At 65.4% G+C, this 16,400-nt stretch carries 16 protein-coding genes; 7 read left to right on the top strand and 9 right to left on the bottom strand.

The window, feature by feature from the left end:
- The first annotated feature begins 1 nt into the window (after position 1).
- From GONAM_RS19575 to GONAM_RS19550, 6 genes are all read left to right on the top strand, one after another.
- Positions 2-364, top strand: a complete 363-nt coding sequence (locus tag GONAM_RS19575; RefSeq protein ID WP_006868484.1) for an SH3-like domain-containing protein — start codon at positions 2-4, stop codon at positions 362-364.
- Positions 365-461: 97 nt separating this feature from the next.
- The gene (sigM, locus tag GONAM_RS19570; protein WP_006868483.1) at positions 462-1,037 is read left to right on the top strand and encodes an RNA polymerase sigma factor SigM; all 576 of its coding nucleotides are present in this window, start codon (positions 462-464) and stop codon (positions 1,035-1,037) included.
- 156 nt (positions 1,038-1,193) lie between these two features.
- Complete coding sequence (locus tag GONAM_RS19565; RefSeq protein WP_006868482.1) at positions 1,194-1,985, top strand: anti-sigma factor family protein; 792 nt, start codon at positions 1,194-1,196, stop codon at positions 1,983-1,985.
- A 144-nt stretch (positions 1,986-2,129) separates the two neighbouring features.
- A complete protein-coding gene (gene trxB / locus GONAM_RS19560) occupies positions 2,130-3,137 on the top strand; it encodes a thioredoxin-disulfide reductase (protein WP_006868481.1) in 1,008 nt (335 codons plus the stop codon).
- Between the two features lie 54 nt (positions 3,138-3,191).
- On the top strand, positions 3,192-3,530 hold the full coding sequence (trxA, locus tag GONAM_RS19555; protein WP_005200681.1) for a thioredoxin: 339 nt from the start codon (positions 3,192-3,194) through the stop codon (positions 3,528-3,530).
- A gap of 271 nt (positions 3,531-3,801) precedes the next feature.
- Positions 3,802-4,935, top strand: a complete 1,134-nt coding sequence (locus GONAM_RS19550; protein ID WP_006868480.1) for an N-acetylmuramoyl-L-alanine amidase — start codon at positions 3,802-3,804, stop codon at positions 4,933-4,935.
- Here GONAM_RS19550 and GONAM_RS19545 read toward each other — a convergent pair.
- From GONAM_RS19545 to rpmH, 9 genes are all read right to left on the bottom strand, one after another.
- Entirely contained in the window at positions 4,880-5,740 is an 861-nt protein-coding gene (locus tag GONAM_RS19545; protein WP_006868479.1) for a hypothetical protein, read from the bottom strand. The genes GONAM_RS19550 and GONAM_RS19545 overlap by 56 nt on opposite strands.
- Positions 5,741-5,886: 146 nt before the next feature.
- On the bottom strand, positions 5,887-6,927 hold the full coding sequence (locus tag GONAM_RS19540) for a ParB/RepB/Spo0J family partition protein (protein ID WP_006868478.1): 1,041 nt from the start codon (positions 6,925-6,927) through the stop codon (positions 5,887-5,889).
- Between the two features lie 34 nt (positions 6,928-6,961).
- Positions 6,962-7,918, bottom strand: coding sequence for a ParA family protein (locus GONAM_RS19535; RefSeq protein WP_006868477.1), 957 nt, complete (start codon positions 7,916-7,918; stop codon positions 6,962-6,964).
- Between the two features lie 225 nt (positions 7,919-8,143).
- Positions 8,144-8,845 (bottom strand): 16S rRNA (guanine(527)-N(7))-methyltransferase RsmG, encoded by a 702-nt coding sequence (rsmG, locus tag GONAM_RS19530; protein WP_006868476.1) that lies wholly within the window; start codon positions 8,843-8,845, stop codon positions 8,144-8,146.
- Between the two features lie 2,164 nt (positions 8,846-11,009).
- Positions 11,010-11,666, bottom strand: coding sequence for a Jag family protein (locus GONAM_RS19525; RefSeq protein WP_006868474.1), 657 nt, complete (start codon positions 11,664-11,666; stop codon positions 11,010-11,012).
- Positions 11,667-11,707: 41 nt separating this feature from the next.
- Entirely contained in the window at positions 11,708-12,898 is a 1,191-nt protein-coding gene (yidC, locus tag GONAM_RS19520) for a membrane protein insertase YidC (protein ID WP_006868473.1), read from the bottom strand.
- Between the two features lie 28 nt (positions 12,899-12,926).
- Positions 12,927-13,403: a membrane protein insertion efficiency factor YidD gene (yidD, locus tag GONAM_RS19515; RefSeq protein ID WP_006868472.1), complete on the bottom strand. Its 477-nt coding sequence runs from the start codon at positions 13,401-13,403 to the stop codon at positions 12,927-12,929.
- Positions 13,400-13,831 carry a ribonuclease P protein component gene (gene rnpA / locus GONAM_RS19510; RefSeq protein ID WP_006868471.1) on the bottom strand — a complete coding sequence of 144 codons (432 nt, stop codon included), beginning with the start codon at positions 13,829-13,831 and terminating at the stop codon, positions 13,400-13,402. Before rnpA ends, yidD begins: the two co-directional genes overlap by 4 nt.
- A 43-nt stretch (positions 13,832-13,874) precedes the next feature.
- Complete coding sequence (gene rpmH / locus GONAM_RS19505; protein ID WP_005200386.1) at positions 13,875-14,018, bottom strand: 50S ribosomal protein L34; 144 nt, start codon at positions 14,016-14,018, stop codon at positions 13,875-13,877.
- Positions 14,019-14,533: 515 nt separating this feature from the next.
- Between rpmH and dnaA the strand changes: the two genes are divergently transcribed.
- Positions 14,534-16,066, top strand: coding sequence for a chromosomal replication initiator protein DnaA (gene dnaA / locus GONAM_RS19500; RefSeq protein WP_006868470.1), 1,533 nt, complete (start codon positions 14,534-14,536; stop codon positions 16,064-16,066).
- The last annotated feature ends 334 nt before the right edge of the window (positions 16,067-16,400 follow it).

Below are 16,400 nucleotides of genomic sequence, written 5' to 3'. Positions count from 1 at the left end.
GATGTCGACGCAACCCGAGACCGGAGATGTCTACCCGCCGCTCGCCGAGGTCGTCGAGCGTGACCAGGTGTGGCCGCGGATGGCCGCCAAGTACGGGGTCGCCAACCTCGTCCCGCCGTGGAAGACCAGCCTCGACGGTCTCTGCGATGCGCTCGACCGGGCCGCCGACAGCGGTTGCGCGGCACCCGGGGTCGTGGAGCGCCGGGACGAAGAGGACCGGTTGGCGGCGACCACCTACGCCGACCTCCCCTATCCGGAGAATCAGCTCGTCGCCCTGGCCCACACTCTGCTCGATCGCGGGGTGATCGACGAACGCGAACTCGCGCAGCGGATGGCCGCCGTCCGAGCCCGGCTGGAGGCGTGAACACACCCGCCAAACCGACTGTCCACAGCGGGAACACTCCTGTAGACAACCGCGTCGTCACCGGGTCGGGTGGTGACTTCTCCATTACTCTCAGCGCATGGCCGGGGGGAACGACGCAGTTGACCTGCGCACCGATGAGCAGTTGTTACGCGCTCACGTCGCCGGCGACCCGGGCGCGTTCACCGATCTGGTCAATCGTCACCTCGACTACCTGTGGTCGGTCGCCATCCGGACCAGCCAAAGCCCCGAGGACGCGGCCGACGGGCTACAGGACGCGCTACTCGCCGCCCACCGGACCGCCGGGGATTTCCGGTCCGACGCGAAGGTGACGAGCTGGCTGCACCGGATCGTCGTCAACGCCTGCCTCGACCGGATCCGACGCAACAACTCCCGCAAGACCGTTCCGTTGCCCGAATGGGACGTGATGTCGATCGCCGACACCGCCGACGACATCGCCGCGGTAGATCTGTCCGTCTCCATCGGCCGGGCCCTGCACGCTCTTCCCGAAGGCCAGCGGCAGGCCATCGTCGCCGTCGATCTCGAGGGTTACTCGATCGCCGAGGCCGCCTCCCTGCTCGGCGTCGCCGAAGGGACCATCAAGAGTCGTTGCGCACGCGGACGTCTCAAACTCGCCCAGGTCCTGGGCCACCTCCGGACTGCCGATGACGCGTAAGTCGATGCCTGCCAACGTCTTCGGCGATGAATCCGGCCGGAGCGGAACCGGAACCGCGCGTCGTGCGTCCAAGTATTCGACGACAACGGACCACGACCAGCGAGATGCCACCACCGAGACACCGACGCCCGACCTTCGGAATGGAAGACTGACACCATGACCCCGCGGGGACCTGACGACACCGAGTCCGGCGATCTGCCCGATCCGCCGTACTCGGCGGACACGCTGGCCGATCTTCACGCCGGAGTGCTGTCCGAGCGCGCTGCCGCCCACATTCGTGCCCAGATCGCCGATGACACTGCCGCGCAGGAGATCCTGGCAGCTCTGGACCGGACGACGAGTCAGCTTCGCACCTCGGCCCCCGCCCCCCATGCGGTTCCCGATCATGTCCGCGCCGATGTCCAGGCCACACTGGCCGCACTGGCGGGATCGTCCGCGACCGGCGCGGCAGCGCCTCCCGGCCCCGCACGACCCGGTCTCGTCGCGGACTCCCCGGCGGATCTCGCCGCACGGCCCGACCGACCCGGTCGGTCGAAGATCCTTCCGGTGGTGCTGGCCGCGGCGGCGATCGCGGTGGTCGCCCTCGGCTCGATCGGCGTGCTTCGACTGATGTCCTCGTCCGACGACACCCCATCTCCGATACGGGCCCAGACCGGATCGACCCAGACCCTGGACCCGGCTGGTTCCGCGTCGGCCCTCTCGGTCCTCGGTCGTACCGACGGGGCACCGTTCGAATCGGTCGCCGCGCTCCGACGCTGCACCGCGGCTCACCTCATCCCCGCGACGGTGGTGATCGTCGGCTCCGGGCGGATCACCTTCCACGGTGACCCCGCCGCCGCCATCCTGCTGTCGACCGGCATCGCCGGTCGGTTCGACGCCCTGATCGTCGGTCTCGAATGCGACACCGGCAATCCCGCGTTCCTGGCCAGGGGGACGATCGGCGCCTGATCGCCTCTGCCAGGGCCGAGACCTGCGTCACCACGCCGGACGCGCGGACTTGACCGGGAACATCTGCGCTTACCCTTGTGTTGAAGCAGCCGTGATCCCGACGAGAACTCCGGGATTCCGCATACCCCACAGCACGGAGGACGGATGAGCCAGCCAGAGACCCAGCAGATCCACGACGTGATCATCATCGGATCTGGTCCTGCCGGGTACACCGCGGCGATCTACGCCGCGCGCGCCGAGCTAGCGCCGATCGTCTTCGAGGGCACCCAATTCGGTGGCGCGCTGATGACGACCACCGAGGTCGAGAACTTCCCCGGCTTCCAGACCGGCATCCAGGGCCCGGCCCTGATGGACGAGATGCGCGAGCAGGCGATCCGATTCGGCGCCGACCTGCGCATGGAGGACGTCGACACGGTCCGCCTCGAGGGTGACGTCAAGGAGGTCGAGGTCGGCGGTGAGGTGTTCCGCGCACGCGCTGTCATCCTCGCGATGGGCGCCGCAGCGCGATACCTCGGTGTCCAGGGAGAGCAGGAGCTCCTCGGTCGCGGTGTCTCCGCATGCGCGACCTGCGACGGCTTCTTCTTCAAGGACCAGGACATCGCCGTCATCGGCGGCGGCGACTCGGCGATGGAGGAGGCGACCTTCCTCACGAAGTTCGCCCGCACCGTCACGCTGGTTCACCGCCGCGACGAGTTCCGCGCCTCGAAGATCATGCTCGAGCGCGCCCGCAACAACGACAAGATCCGCTTCGTGACCAACGCCGCCGTCCGTTCGGTCATCGGCGACGGGTCGGTGAGTGGCCTCGAGATCGAGGACACCCGCAACGGTGAGGTCAGCAACCTCGATGTCACCGGCATGTTCGTCGCGATCGGTCACGATCCGCGCAGCGAACTGGTCCGCGGACAGGTCGACCTCGACGACGAGGGCTATGTCCTCGTGAAGGATCGGACCACCTACACCTCGCTGCCCGGCGTCTTCGCCTGTGGCGACCTGGTCGATCACACCTACCGCCAGGCCATCACCGCAGCCGGCAGCGGCTGCTCGGCGGCCATCGACGCGGAGCGCTGGCTCGCCGAACAGGGTGAGGCGCCCGCGCACACCGTCGACGCCGAGTCGGTCGCCGAGATCGAAGCTGTTCAGGCACCCGCCTGACCGAGCTTTCCATCCCAATCTCATTCTTTGAGTCCATCTGAGGAGGACATCACCATGGGTGCAAACACGGTCGTCGTCAACGACACCACCTTCAAGGACACCGTTCTCGGTGCCGACAAGCCGGTCCTGGTCGACTTCTGGGCCACCTGGTGCGGCCCGTGCCGCATGGTCGCCCCGGTGCTCGAGGAGATCGCCCGCGACAACGGCGACAAGCTCACCATCGCCAAGCTGGATGTCGATGAGAGCCCGGCCACCGCGCGTGACTTCCAGATCATGTCGATCCCGACCATGATCCTGTTCGACAAGGGTCAGCCGGTGAAGACGATCGTCGGGGCCAAGGGCAAGGCGGCTCTGCTCCGCGAACTCGATTCGGTGATCGGCCAGTCGGCCTGACCTGCAGTTTCTTCTGATCCGCGACGAGAGTCCGACGGGTGAACGACGTTGTCGTCGGCCCGCGGGCTCTCGTCGTTGGTAGTGTCGGCCCGGGTCCCCGACCATGAGGGACACGAACCGGCAACGACGCCACTGGAGCTGTTCCAGTTTGGTGTAGTGAACTTCAGCTGAGAGAATGCAGGCTGATGCTGACCGGTACCGCAGTCACGCGGTCCGCCAGATATCGCCGGCAGGGCGTCACCCTGCCGCGATTCGTACGAGGGGTGACGACATGCCATTGTTCCGACTTGGGGATCACGGCTCGGCGGTGGCCGAGATCCGCGCCATCCTGGTCGGGCTCGGTCTGTTGCCCGACGGTGGTGACCCCGTCTTCGACGAAGCCTGTGACCGGGCAATTCGGGCGTTCCAGCAGCAGCGCGGTCTGATCGTCGACGGGATCGTCGGCCCCGCGACCTACCGGGTCCTCCGAGAGGCCTCCTACCGTCTCGGCGCACGTGTGCTCTCGTACCAGCTGTCGGCGCCCATGGTCGGCGACGACGTCGCAACTCTGCAGCACCGCCTCCAGAACCTCGGCTACTACACCTCTCTTGTCGACGGCATCTTCGGGCTCAACACCCACAACGCGGTCTGTCTGTACCAGAGTGAATACGGTCTGGCCTCCGACGGAATCTGCGGCCCGGCAACTCTCCGCTCTCTCGAACGTCTCGGTACCCGTGTAACCGGTGGTTCGCCCTACGCGATCCGGCAGGAGGAGCAGGTCCGACGCTCCGGCCCGCAGCTGTCGGGCAAGCGGATCCTCATCGATCCGGGTTCCGGCGGGCTGCACCCGTTGTCGACCGGGGAGCTCGCCGAACGCGAATCCGATCTGCTCTGGGATCTGGGTGCGCGTCTCGAGGGACGCATGGCCGCTGCCGGGATGCAGACCTTCCTGTCCCACGACGGTCGCGGCCGGCCGGGAGACAACGAACGTGCCCGGGTCGCAAACCTCATGGATGCCGACCTGATGATCTCGCTGCGTTGCGGTCATTACCACAATGCACAGGCCAACGGCGTCGCCTCGTTCTACTTCGGCAACAACCAGAACTCTTTCTCGACGATCGGCCGCAATCTCGCCGGGTTCATCCAGCGCGAGATCGCCGCTCGCACACCGCTTGCCGATTGTCGAACCCATGAGCGCACCTGGGATGTCCTGCGGCTCACGAGGATGCCGGTTGCCCTCATCGACGTCGGTTACATCACCAATCCGGATGATGCTGCGGTGCTGGGTAGTTCGGATTGGCGTAATGTCATCGCCGACGCCATCCTGGTCGCGGTGAAGCGGCTGTACCTGCTCGACCAGGACGATCGTCCTACGGGCACTTACACTTTCGCGGACCTTCTGGCCGCGGAGAACGCTTCGCACTGACGCGACCCGCACCCGATCCCACCGGGACAGCTGTTCGCTGCCGTCCGGTGAGATCGATCTCGGCCATCACCACGAGCTTTTCCAGTGCGCTCTCGACCTCGAACTTCCAGCCGAGCCCTTCGTCGAGCTCCAGACGGAACCGCGGGAACCGCTGATGCGAAGAGACGACGTCGAAGCCGGAGTTCTTGAGGAACGACGCGTCGATCATGCACGAGGTGCACAGATCCGCCTGCGAGTCCTCCAGGATCTCTCGCGCGACTTCGATGATCGCCTCGTCCGTCCAGAAGTCGAGGTCGGGGAGACCTACACCCGTGACGGCTTCACCCGGCTGCTCGGACATGGACGGTGTAGCACCGATCGATCCGCCGAACTCGGCACCGCCGGCACCGTTTCGAACGAGACCGAAAGCCTCCACTGCGCGGACGCCGCGGCGGATCAGATCACCGAGCACCGCGTCGAGCAAGATCGTCGCCACTTCCTCATGTCCCGGCTCGGTGCGGATACTGGTGAGTAGGACGGCGTCGTGACTGACCGGGGAAGTGGGGAAGTGCTGCGAACGGGGCACCCTGTTCGGTGGTGCGTAGAACGCCGTACCGATGACGGAATTGGTTGTCGAGTCGATGGCGACCTGTCCGCACGCACCCCACTCGAGTAGCAGCCCCGAGATCCAGGCCTCCTTGTCGAACTCGCTCTCGTAGGCCTGGCCGTTGGTGGTTGGTTCGACCTCCCAGAAGACACATCGGCGGGTGTGATGGGGGAGTGACTCGAAAGATCCGAGTTCCAACCGCACGATCGACACGCTCATGTCACCGATCTCCGAGCCGAAGACGTGAATCGACGAAAAGTGTTGGGTTACAACCCATCTCGGAGTCCAGGTCCGTGCCTGATCCGTCAATCGTCACTGTGACATTACTTCCGCATCCGCTGGTACCGAGAAATCCGCGGTGAAATTCACTTGTTCGGGTCGATGAACTGAACGATACGTTCCAGGTCGTCAACCGATCCGAATTCCACCACGATCTTCCCTTTCCGCTTCCCTAGACTGACTGTAACCCTGGTGTCCAGGCTGTCGGACAGTCTCTCGGCGAGGTCCTGGAGTCCAGGCATCTGCATCGGTTTACGCTTCGGCGCCGCCGGCTTCGCCTCAGGCCCATCGCCGCGGTTGGCGAGCGTCACAGCTTCCTCGGTCGCGCGAACAGACAGTCCCTCGGCGACGATCCGTGCGGCGAGAGCCTCCTGCGCATCGCTCCCGGTCTCCAGGGAGAGGAGGGCGCGTGCATGACCGGCGGACAGGACACCCGCCGCCACCCGACGCTGCACCGGGATCGGTAGCTTGAGCAACCGGATCATGTTGCTGATGAGCGGACGTGAGCGGCCGAGCCTAGCGGCCAGCTGCTCGTGGGTGACACCGAACTCTTCGAGAAGCTGTTGGTAGGCGGCCGCCTCCTCCAACGGATTCAGTTGTGCGCGGTGGATGTTCTCGAGCAGTGCGTCACGCAGCATGTCGCCGTCGGCGGTCTCACGAACAATGGCCGGAATGGCCTCGAGGCCGACCTCCTGGCTCGCTCGCCAGCGGCGCTCACCCATGACGATCTGGTAGGCGACACCGTCAGCCGTCGGCTCCTTCAGGCGCCGTACGACGATCGGTTGCATCAATCCGAACTCGCGGATCGAGTGGACGAGCTCGGACATCTGCTCGTCGTCGAAGACCGTTCGCGGCTGGTTGGGGTTCGGTTGGATCTGCTTGGGCGGGATCTCCCGGTAGACGGCACCGGCCTCTTCGCGGCTCAACACGTCAACCGTCGAGGCATCGACGGGGTAGGAGGGCCGGCCGTCGACCACGGGCGAAGGGCCTTTGCCGATGACAACGTCGGCCGCTGCGTTGCCCAGTCGAGGAGCGTTCGACTGATCCTCGGTGGGACCGGTCGGGATGAGTGCGGCCAGTCCACGACCCAGTCCGCCTCGGCGCTGCGCGGTGTCCCGTTGACTCATGCCTCTACCTCCACTCGGAAACGGATCTGTGTCGTCATGCCTGAGCGTCTTCTGCTGCACCGCGGAGAGCGAGCTCGCGCGCCGCGTCGAGGTAACTCATCGCCCCACGTGAACCCGGGTCGTATTCGATGATCGTCATCCCGTAACCGGGTGCCTCGGACACCTTCACGCTGCGGGGGATGATCGTGCCGAGTACCTTGTCGCCGAAGTGGCGGCGGACTTCCTCAGCCACCTGATCGGCCAGCTTGGTCCGACCGTCGTACATCGTGAGGACGATCGTCGACACGTGCAGCCCACGGTTGAGGTGCGCTTGGACGAGCTCGATGTTTCTCAGGAGCTGCCCCACACCCTCGAGTGCGTAGTACTCGCACTGGATCGGGATGAGGACCTCGCGGGCGGCGACCATCGCGTTGACGGTCAGCAGGCCGAGCGACGGTGGGCAGTCGATGAAGACGTAGTCGATCTGATATTCGGCCAGCACCTCGTCGGAGAGCGCGTTGCGAAGCCTGTTCTCACGAGCCACCAGGGACACGAGCTCGATCTCGGCACCGGCCAGATCGAGTGTCGCCGGCACACAGAAGAGTCCCTGCTGGCTCGGCGACTCCTGGATGGCCTCCTTGAGAGTCACCTCGCCGAGGAGCAGTTCGTAGACGGAAGCGATGTCCTCGGCCCGATGGTCGATGCCCAGGGCGGTGCTCGCGTTGCCCTGGGGGTCGAGATCCACGACAAGTACGCGCAGTCCACGGACAGCGAGACCGGCTGCCAGGTTCACCGCGGTGGTGGTCTTACCGACGCCACCCTTCTGGTTCGCAACGGTCATGATCCTGGTGTGCTGGGGACGGGGGAGTTGGCCGGCACCCCCCGGGGTCAGGACTTGGCTGGCGCGCTCCGCAGCCATGGCGATCGGGGTGTCGGCGTATGGTTCGCCCGCGACGGGCGGGGCTCCAGCGGCTGGCGTTTCACGTGAAACGTTCGGGTCTTGATCGACCACGCGGGCACTCCTTTGACCTACCTGGTAGGCGTTCGAGTTGTCGGGTCCGGCGGGCGTCGCCCCGGCTCCGACAGATGCAGAATCGTCGACGGCAGCGCGCCGAGACGCGCTGCCAGATCGCTTTCTATTCTGCGCCTTACGCGGACTCCATACCAATTCAGAACTCCCTCTGTGTGACACCATCGGCGGGATCCGCCGCACCGGCTCGAACGACCGAGTCGGTACTCATCGCCGTCGCTGTTTCTTGGCCGCGCGCTCCGCCTTCGTCCCTACGACGACCGTCGTCGGAGTCTCGAGAACCGCCCCACACGTGACGACGCGGAGGTCGCTGATTCCGGTCCGCCCGACCACCGCGCGATCCCGCTCGATCTCTTCGGCTGCCGAGGATCCCTTGATCGCGATCATCCGACCGCCCCCGCGAACCAGGGGAGCGGACCACTTGGAAAGTCGCTCGAGCGGCGCAACGGCCCGTGAGGTGACCACGTCCGCGAGGCCGACATCGGCGCGGACCGCCTTCTCCTCCGCACGGCCGCGAACAACCCGCACGTTCTCGAGACCGAGTGTCTCCACCGCTCGCTCGAGGAAGGTGCTGCGCCGGAGCAGCGGTTCGATCAGGGTGATGGACACATCTGGGCGCGCGATCGCGAGCGGTAGCCCGGGGAGACCCGCGCCGCTCCCGACGTCGAACACCGTCTCGTCCTCCTTGATCAGTTCCCCGATCACCGCGCAGTTGAGGATGTGGCGATCCCACAACCGTGGCACCTCGCGGGGTCCCATCAGGCCGTGGTCGATCCCATCGGTGGCCAGTATTCGCCAGTAACCCTTCGCCAGTTCCTTACGTTCGCCGAAGACCGCGTCTGCCGAAGCCGGCGGGGTCTGCAATGCGTCAAGGTCGGGATGGTCATCGGGTTGAGCGTCTGACGACACTTGGCCTCCGTTTCTAGTTGGTCCTATGACAGTGTTTCACGTGGAACCGGGCGGGACTGACGGTCGGTACACATCACCGCCACGGCCCATGTTTCACGTGAAACCACATCGTTGTTATTTGCCATCGGTTCCCCCGAACGCCGCCCGAAGCCAACCGATCCCAGAAGGTTTCCCCTCGGAGAATGGCAGGGTGCCGGTCGGTTCGTGTGACGTCTGCGGTGGCTGATCTGACCCCCGACACGAGGACCCGATCGATGGGCGGGAACTGCCGATCCCCATACGGCCACTAGTCGGACCGCGGTGAACCAAAGCGAAATCGAGGACCGCTCCCGCGCGGGTGCTGTGACGCCAGGTTCTCGCCCACGAGGTCGCCCAGTCAGTACGCTGCTATCCCTACTGGCCGGCTCAGACCACGCACTGCTTAGTAGTACCCGGCATATCGTGGTGGCGCAGCAACGGCCCCCTTCGACTACCGCCAGGTGCCCCAGCCCCGACGACGATCGTGGGTTCGCCTGATATGGCTGACGGCTGAACGCACAGACGGGTCACTGAGCGGCGTGCACCCGGCTCGACGGGAGGGTAGCGGCGTCCTTCGCGCAGACTGAGGATCATCCCGGAGCGAGCGAGCCGGTCTACACGTCGGCGAAAGCGAAGGGGTCCCTGCCAGTGAGCGCGGGTCCGACGTAGGGCAGTTCGATTCGACGACCGCGTAACAAACGCCTGGTTCGCCGAAGCACCGGTTGCGACGGCTTCATATGGGACCGGGCGATGCTGCCGGGTCAGGTTCAGCGATAGGAGGGCGCACGGTTTCACGTGAAACGACACCATGTCATTCCGGTCCGGGGTCATCGCGGCTCTTTTTGCGTGAGCGTAGGCGCCTCCGATCGGCCGAGCCACAGACCGTACCGTTACCCGCCGCGCCGCGCCTCCGACAACCGCGACGACGTCAGACTCGACCCGGTCCGTGCGCCATGACTGTGCGAACACCCGAGCACGCCGGGTGTTTCTCTTATCGGCGACGTGAACCCATTCCGGTGGGGGAGGGGAGCGGGGCCAGGTTTCAGGAAGCGTCGCGTACGTACCTCTCCGCGTCCGGACCGACCGACAGCTTCACCTTCGCTGCGACGGCAGACACCGGTCTTGAGGGTCGGCGCATCTGCAAGCGGACTTCTTCGACCCGCAGGTGCTCCTGTCGCCGGGCGCCCCAGCGATCCAGAGTCAAACCAAGGCCGCCTGAGTTGGCCGCGGGCCACTTGATACAGAGTCGGCGCGGTTTCACGTGGAACCGCGCCAGTGCGCACGCAGGTGTCGCGAAGCGTGTCGGTGTCCGACACCATGCGCGACGTCTGGCGGCTGTAGCTCTAACCGCGGGGGTTCACCATCGGAGGTGATCGACGATCCGGTTCCGTGGACGCGAGGGTCGGCTACTGACTTCAAGTCGGGTGAACCCGCAGTTCCGGTCTCGCTCGAGATGATGCGCGTCCGACGAGGCTCGTATCGACAGCTCGCCGACGGCCGTGACGCTTCGAACCGCCACGGTAGGACGCCGGCAATTGCCGACAATTGCCACGTCTGCGATATCAGCGTCGGACAAGAGTTGGGTGAGACGACTGCGGTGGCTTCAGGCCGGGGGGATCATTCTGTCCTGGCGTCAGCAGCCGGACACACAACCACGCGCGGTATTCCCCCGAGCACGCCGCCCAGGGCATGGCCCTCCGACAGCAGGGGACCCGAGTGTTATGCCCAGCACGCGAAACCCGGGGCGGGGATAAGCAGCGCTACCCGGCAACCGGGGACCGGATCGGAATGAATCGACACGTGACGAATCAGCACCGATGACTCAGGTCCTGAAAATTCGCTGTCTTTAAAGCCCCGGAACGGTCAGTTCGACGTCTCGGCACCCCGTCCGCCGGCGGGCTTCGCACTTGCCAACCGTCCCCGTCGCGGATCATTACTCGAGCCACCACGAGTTAGGCGTTCAGAGTCGAGTGCGTACACACTCCGACCCCGTCCGGTTTCACGTGAAACAACACCGTTGTGATTCCCGCGCGGAGCCGGGACACCGAGACGTCGGCACCAGAACGGCAGGGGAGGGGAGCCCTGAAAACGACTCAGGCCCCGACCGTCGGTCGGGGCCTGAGTGGGCTTCAGGTTCGGGCGAGTCCTACTCGGGGAGGACCACCACCCGGCGCTTGGGCTCGGCGCCCTCGCTCTCGCTGACGACACCGTCGACGGCGGCGACCGCATCGTGAACGATCTTACGCTCGAACGGGGTCATCGGATCGAGCGCTTCACGCTCGCCCGACTTGAGCACACGCTCGGCGACCTCGCGACCGAGACGGGCCAGGCGGTCACGACGGTCGGCACGCCACCGGGCGATGTCGAGCATCAGCCGGCTGCGCTCGCCGGTCGCCTGCTGGACCGCGAGGCGGGTCAGCTCCTGCAGGGCGTCGAGAACCTCACCCTTGCGGCCGACGAGCTTCGTCAGGTCGTCGCCCCCGTCGATGCTGACGACGGCACGGTCACCGTCGACATCCAGATCGATGTCGCCGTCGAAGTCGAGAACGTCGAGCAGCTGCTCGAGGTAGTCGCCCGCGATCTCACCCTCTTCGACGAGGCGATCCTCATCGTCCTCGTCATCGTCCTGATCGTCGTCAAAATCCTCGGCGGACTCCTCGGCGGACTCCTCGGTGACGTCGGTGTCGGCAGCGGCGTCCGCTCCCGTGGACTCGGCGGTGTCGGTCTGGGCATCGGTCGTGGCCTTGGCGTCGTCCTGTGCCTCGGTCCCGGTTCCGGTTTGAGTTGCAGTCTCTGCTGTCATCTCATTCACCTAACTGTGTGCTTCGAACAAGTCTTGTGCGGTCATCGCTTGCCGCGTTTCTTACCGCTCTTGGCGGTGGACTTCCCGCCCCGGTTGGGGGGTTGCTTCTTGGAACCCGGACCGGCGCCGGCGCCTGAGCGCGTCGGCTTCTGTCCCGGCTTCGGCTTCGCACTCGGCGCGGAGTCGGTGGTTTCGCCGGAGGAGGAGTCAGACGTCGTACCCGCTTCGTCGGCTGCACCCGCCTTGGTCATCGACACAGCCGTCGTGTCCGCGTCCCCGGAGGCATCAGCAGATGCGTTGCGCTTCTTCTGGCGGTCCGGACGCGCACCGGGCTTGGGGGCGTTCGCCTTCAGCTTCTCCTGCTTGAGGCGCTTGGCCTCTTCCTCTTCCTTGGCGATCTTGCCGAACACCAGATGCTGCTGGCCGTAGGTCCAGATGTTGTTGCTCATCCAGTAGAGGAGGATCGCGACGGGGAAGAACGGACCGGTGATCAGGATGCCGATCGGGAAGATGTACAGCGCGAGGTTGTTCATCATCCGGGTCTGCGGGTTCTCGAGGGCGGCCTCGGGCTGACGCTGCACCGATGCGCGCGAGTTCATGTGCGTCGCGATCGAGGCGATGATCATCATCGGGACGATGACATAACCGATCTGGACACGGGTGAAATCGATGGGGGCGCCGGGCTCGACGAAGGCCTGGAACTCGGTGACCGGCTCGACGAGGTAGGACGACAGGGGCACACCGAACAGACGGGCGTCGAGGAAGTTCTGCACCTGGTCGGCGCTGAAGACGTAGTTGCCCTGCGACCGGGTCTCGGCGGCACTCATGCCGAGCTGTCCCATGCCGGTACCCATGCGGTTGAACGAACGCAGCACGTGGAACAGACCGATGAACACCGGGATCTGCAGCAGCATCGGCAGGCAGCCGAGCATCGGGTTGAACCCGTGCTCCTTCTGCAGCTTCTGCATCTCCTCGGTCATCTTGACCCGGTCCTTGGCGTACTTCTTCCGGATCGCCTGAAGCTGCGGGTTGATCTCCTGCATCTTCTTCGTGGTGCGGATCTGCTTCACGAAGGGCTTGTAGAGAATCGCGCGCAGGGTGAAGACGAGGAACACCACGGACAGTGCCCAGGCGATGCCGTCGCCACCGGGACTGCTGGGCGTGACGTAGCTGAAGAGCCAATGCCACACCCACATGATCCCGGAGACCGGGTAGTAGATGAAGTCGAGCACGGGTCAGGTACCCCTTACTTGTTGTTCTCTAGGTGGAATCGTTCCGCCGGGATGGTGGCTGATGGGTCCGGTCATCGTGGGCCCGCGGCCCGCCGGAGAGTTCACGGACCCGGCAGCAGAGATCGCTCCACAGTTCGCGGGGACCTCTATCCGGGACCGGGTCGTATCCGGGCTTGTGCCACGGACCGCATTTGAGGAGCCGGACCGTCGCCAGCAGGGAGCCGTACAAGAAGCCGTGACGAGAGAGGGCTTCCACTGCATAACCCGAGCAGGTCGGTTCGAACCGGCACGTGGGCAGCCGCAGCGGCGAGACCCAGGTGCGGTAGAGCTCGATGAGAAAGATGACCGTGCGGCGGGGGAGCAGGTGGGCTCCGCGGCGCATCCGAGTGATGACGGTGAGCTGATCGTCCGCATCCGCGGGCGAGTCGGTCCGAATGTCCGGAGTCGACGATGACGGGGTGGGGGAGGGGGCCGATCCACGGTCATCCAGCTCGGAGTCGATCATCGTCCGACACCCGCCCCGATCGGTGTGCCTGCGGTGGACGCCATTTCGACGACCCGCCGGCTGGTGAAGGCTGCCCGGAGTTGATCCGCCAGTTCTTCACTGGTCCTGTCCGCGGCGCCGCGCCGAGCGCGGATCACCACGTATGTCTCGACGGCCGGACAGAGATGCCTGGTCGCCGCGAACGCGGCCCGCAGCCGTCGTGCGACGGCATGGCGGACCACGGCGTTGCCCACCGACTTGCTCACGACGAGACCGAGCCAGGGTCCACCTGTCATGGCGACGTCGCGCCGCAACCCGGCCGGATCCGGCCACTGTGGGCCGACCGGTGCCAGGTGTACGACGAAGTCACGAGCATTCACCCGCGCACCGGACTTCAGGGTGCGTGAGAAGTCGGATCCACGAGAGATCCGATGAGAAGACGCAGTCATCGATCAGCTGACCGGACCCGGGGATCCGGTGGGTAGCCGACGATCAGGCGGTGAGCTTCGCGCGGCCCTTGTTACGACGGCTGCTGACGATCGCACGGCCGGCGCGGGTCCGCATACGCAGACGGAAGCCGTGCACGCGCGAACGACGACGGTTGTTCGGCTGGAAAGTACGCTTGCCCTTGGCCACGGTGACTCCTTGTGCTCCCTGTGAGCACGCCGGTTACCCGCACGTGACCCACATGTTGTCGTTGGTCGTTGATCCAGGACGGTGCCGAACTCTTGTCGGTGATGAACTCGGCGAACATGACAAAACGCCGCGCAAATCCGCAACCTGGATGACCAGTCGAGACTACTGACAGCGCGCGCTCAAATCAAACGCGGTCGTCGGGGCAGCAGAACAGTCTCTCACCAGGTGTGTTCTGGAGCACGCGGATGACGACAATCAGTTCGAACGAGTCAATTGTCCCGATCGCTTTGTCGCCCGCCGACACCTCTGTTAGGTTCTGTCAGAGCGTCGGCCGCGAACCCCTGCCGGACACGAACGAAGTGTCGCCGGGATCCGAGGTTACCGACCAAAGTCCCAAGTTCGTCATCACCGTTGTACACAGGTGTGGATAACTCTGTGGAGAGATGCGGTCGATGACGTGGGGTGCCCCGGCCCGCGTCAACGCTGGTAGTTTTCCGGGTCAGGAGGCCAGCCCCGTGACTTCAGACCGCGACACATTCGGTGAGGTGTGGCAACAGGTCGTCGCCGAACTCAACGACGACGAAGCCGCACGTGACCACGAACCACTGACCCGCCAGCAGAAGGCGTGGCTGTCACTGGTTCGACCCCTCACCCTCACCGAGGGATTCGCCCTCCTCACCGTGCCGACCGCTCTGGTCCAGGAACAGATCGAGCGCAATCTGCGCGAGACGATCCGATCCGTTCTGAGCCGTCACCTCAACGAGCCCGTGGACCTCGGCGTCCGCATCCAGACACCCCGCAACGACGAACCAGTGCCGGAGCCGGCCGCGCCCGAACCACGCCTGGTCAACGGCTCGGCACCGGTCGACTACTCCGCGGTCCCGGGTGCGGCGATCGGTGCCGGATTCCCGGCGGCCCCGGGTGCCGGAGCGGTGCCCGGTGGCGACACCGGACGACCGTCGGGCGACTGGGCCTCCTATTTCGCCGAGCGGCCGACGAGCACGCCGTCGCCGTCGGGCGCAAACCTGAACCCCAAGTACACCTTTGACACTTTCGTCATCGGTGCGTCGAATCGCTTCGCGCACGCGTCGGCCGTCGCGGTGTCCGAGGCTCCGGCACGGGCGTACAACCCGCTGTTCATCTGGGGAGAGTCGGGACTGGGCAAGACCCACCTGCTCCATGCGGCCGGACACTACGCCCAACGGCTGTTCCCCGGGATGCGCGTCAAGTACGTCTCGACCGAGGAATTCACCAACGACTTCATCAACTCGCTGCGTGACGACCGGCGGGTGGCGTTCAAGCGCCGCTACCGCGATGTCGACGTGCTGCTGGTCGACGACATCCAGTTCCTGGTGGGTAAAGAAGGTATCCAGGAAGAGTTCTTCCACACCTTCAACACCCTCCACAATGCGAGCAAGCAGATCGTCATCTCGTCCGATCGTCCGCCGAAACAGCTTGCCACACTTGAAGATCGACTCCGCACGCGGTTCGAGTGGGGTCTGATCACCGACGTCCAGCCGCCCGACCTGGAAACCCGCATCGCCATCCTGCGCAAAAAGGCGCAGATGGACAACATCGCGGTGCCCGACGACGTCCTCGAGCTGATCGCGTCGAAGATCGAACGCAACATCCGCGAGCTCGAGGGTGCGCTGATCCGCGTTACGGCGTTCGCCTCACTCAACGACGCAGCGCTCGACAAGTCGCTCGCCGACGTCGTCCTGCAGGCACTGCTGCCCAACTCGGGCACCCTCGAGGTCAGCGCCGCCAGCATCCTCGCGATCACCGCCGAGTATTTCGACATCTCGGTCGAGGAGCTGCGCGGACCCGGTAAAACCCGGTCCATCGCCCAGGCACGTCAGATCTCGATGTACCTGTGCCGCGAGCTGACCGACCTGTCGCTGCCGAAGATCGGCGAGACATTCGACCGCGACCACACCACGGTCATGTACGCCGAACGCAAGATCCGCAAGGAGATGGCCGAGCGCCGCAAGGTGTACGACCACGTCCAGGAGCTGACCGCCCGCATCAAGCAGCGTGCGGTGGGCTGACAGTCCTTCTCCTCTACCTCCACGCGCCTCTCGTGCCCCGCACGGGAGGCGCGTTTCGTGTGTCAGGGGTCGATCTGGGTGCTCCTGGAGGGGCTAGCGTCGGCGGCGTCGTCTCACCAGGCCTTCGTGGCTCGTCGCTGCGCTCCTCGCACCTCAGGCAGCGTGTAAAAGGCGTCGCGCCGACCGAAACAGGCAGCTGTGAAAGGTGTCGCGGCGCCCGCAACGGAGAACGAGGGGCGGCGCAGCGCCCCGAACGAAGAGTGAGGGTGGCGTCGTATCCCGTCGGATCCGACCCGCCCGAACCACAACTCTGTTCCCCGGGTCGAGACTGACG

The sequence above is a fragment of the Gordonia namibiensis NBRC 108229 genome (assembly GCF_000298235.1).
GTDB lineage: Bacteria > Actinomycetota > Actinomycetes > Mycobacteriales > Mycobacteriaceae > Gordonia > Gordonia namibiensis.
This window is presented reverse-complemented; position numbering and strand designations above follow the sequence as displayed.

Coding starts and splice junctions, on each gene's coding strand:
- GONAM_RS19575 (WP_006868484.1), top strand. CDS start 2: ATGTCGACGCAACCCGAGACCGGAGATGTCTACCCGCCGCTCGCCGAG.
- sigM (WP_006868483.1), top strand. CDS start 462: ATGGCCGGGGGGAACGACGCAGTTGACCTGCGCACCGATGAGCAGTTG.
- GONAM_RS19565 (WP_006868482.1), top strand. CDS start 1,194: ATGACCCCGCGGGGACCTGACGACACCGAGTCCGGCGATCTGCCCGAT.
- trxB (WP_006868481.1), top strand. CDS start 2,130: ATGAGCCAGCCAGAGACCCAGCAGATCCACGACGTGATCATCATCGGA.
- trxA (WP_005200681.1), top strand. CDS start 3,192: ATGGGTGCAAACACGGTCGTCGTCAACGACACCACCTTCAAGGACACC.
- GONAM_RS19550 (WP_006868480.1), top strand. CDS start 3,802: ATGCCATTGTTCCGACTTGGGGATCACGGCTCGGCGGTGGCCGAGATC.
- GONAM_RS19545 (WP_006868479.1), bottom strand. CDS start 5,740: ATGAGCGTGTCGATCGTGCGGTTGGAACTCGGATCTTTCGAGTCACTC.
- GONAM_RS19540 (WP_006868478.1), bottom strand. CDS start 6,927: ATGAGTCAACGGGACACCGCGCAGCGCCGAGGCGGACTGGGTCGTGGA.
- GONAM_RS19525 (WP_006868474.1), bottom strand. CDS start 11,666: ATGACAGCAGAGACTGCAACTCAAACCGGAACCGGGACCGAGGCACAG.
- yidD (WP_006868472.1), bottom strand. CDS start 13,403: ATGATCGACTCCGAGCTGGATGACCGTGGATCGGCCCCCTCCCCCACC.
- rnpA (WP_006868471.1), bottom strand. CDS start 13,831: ATGACTGCGTCTTCTCATCGGATCTCTCGTGGATCCGACTTCTCACGC.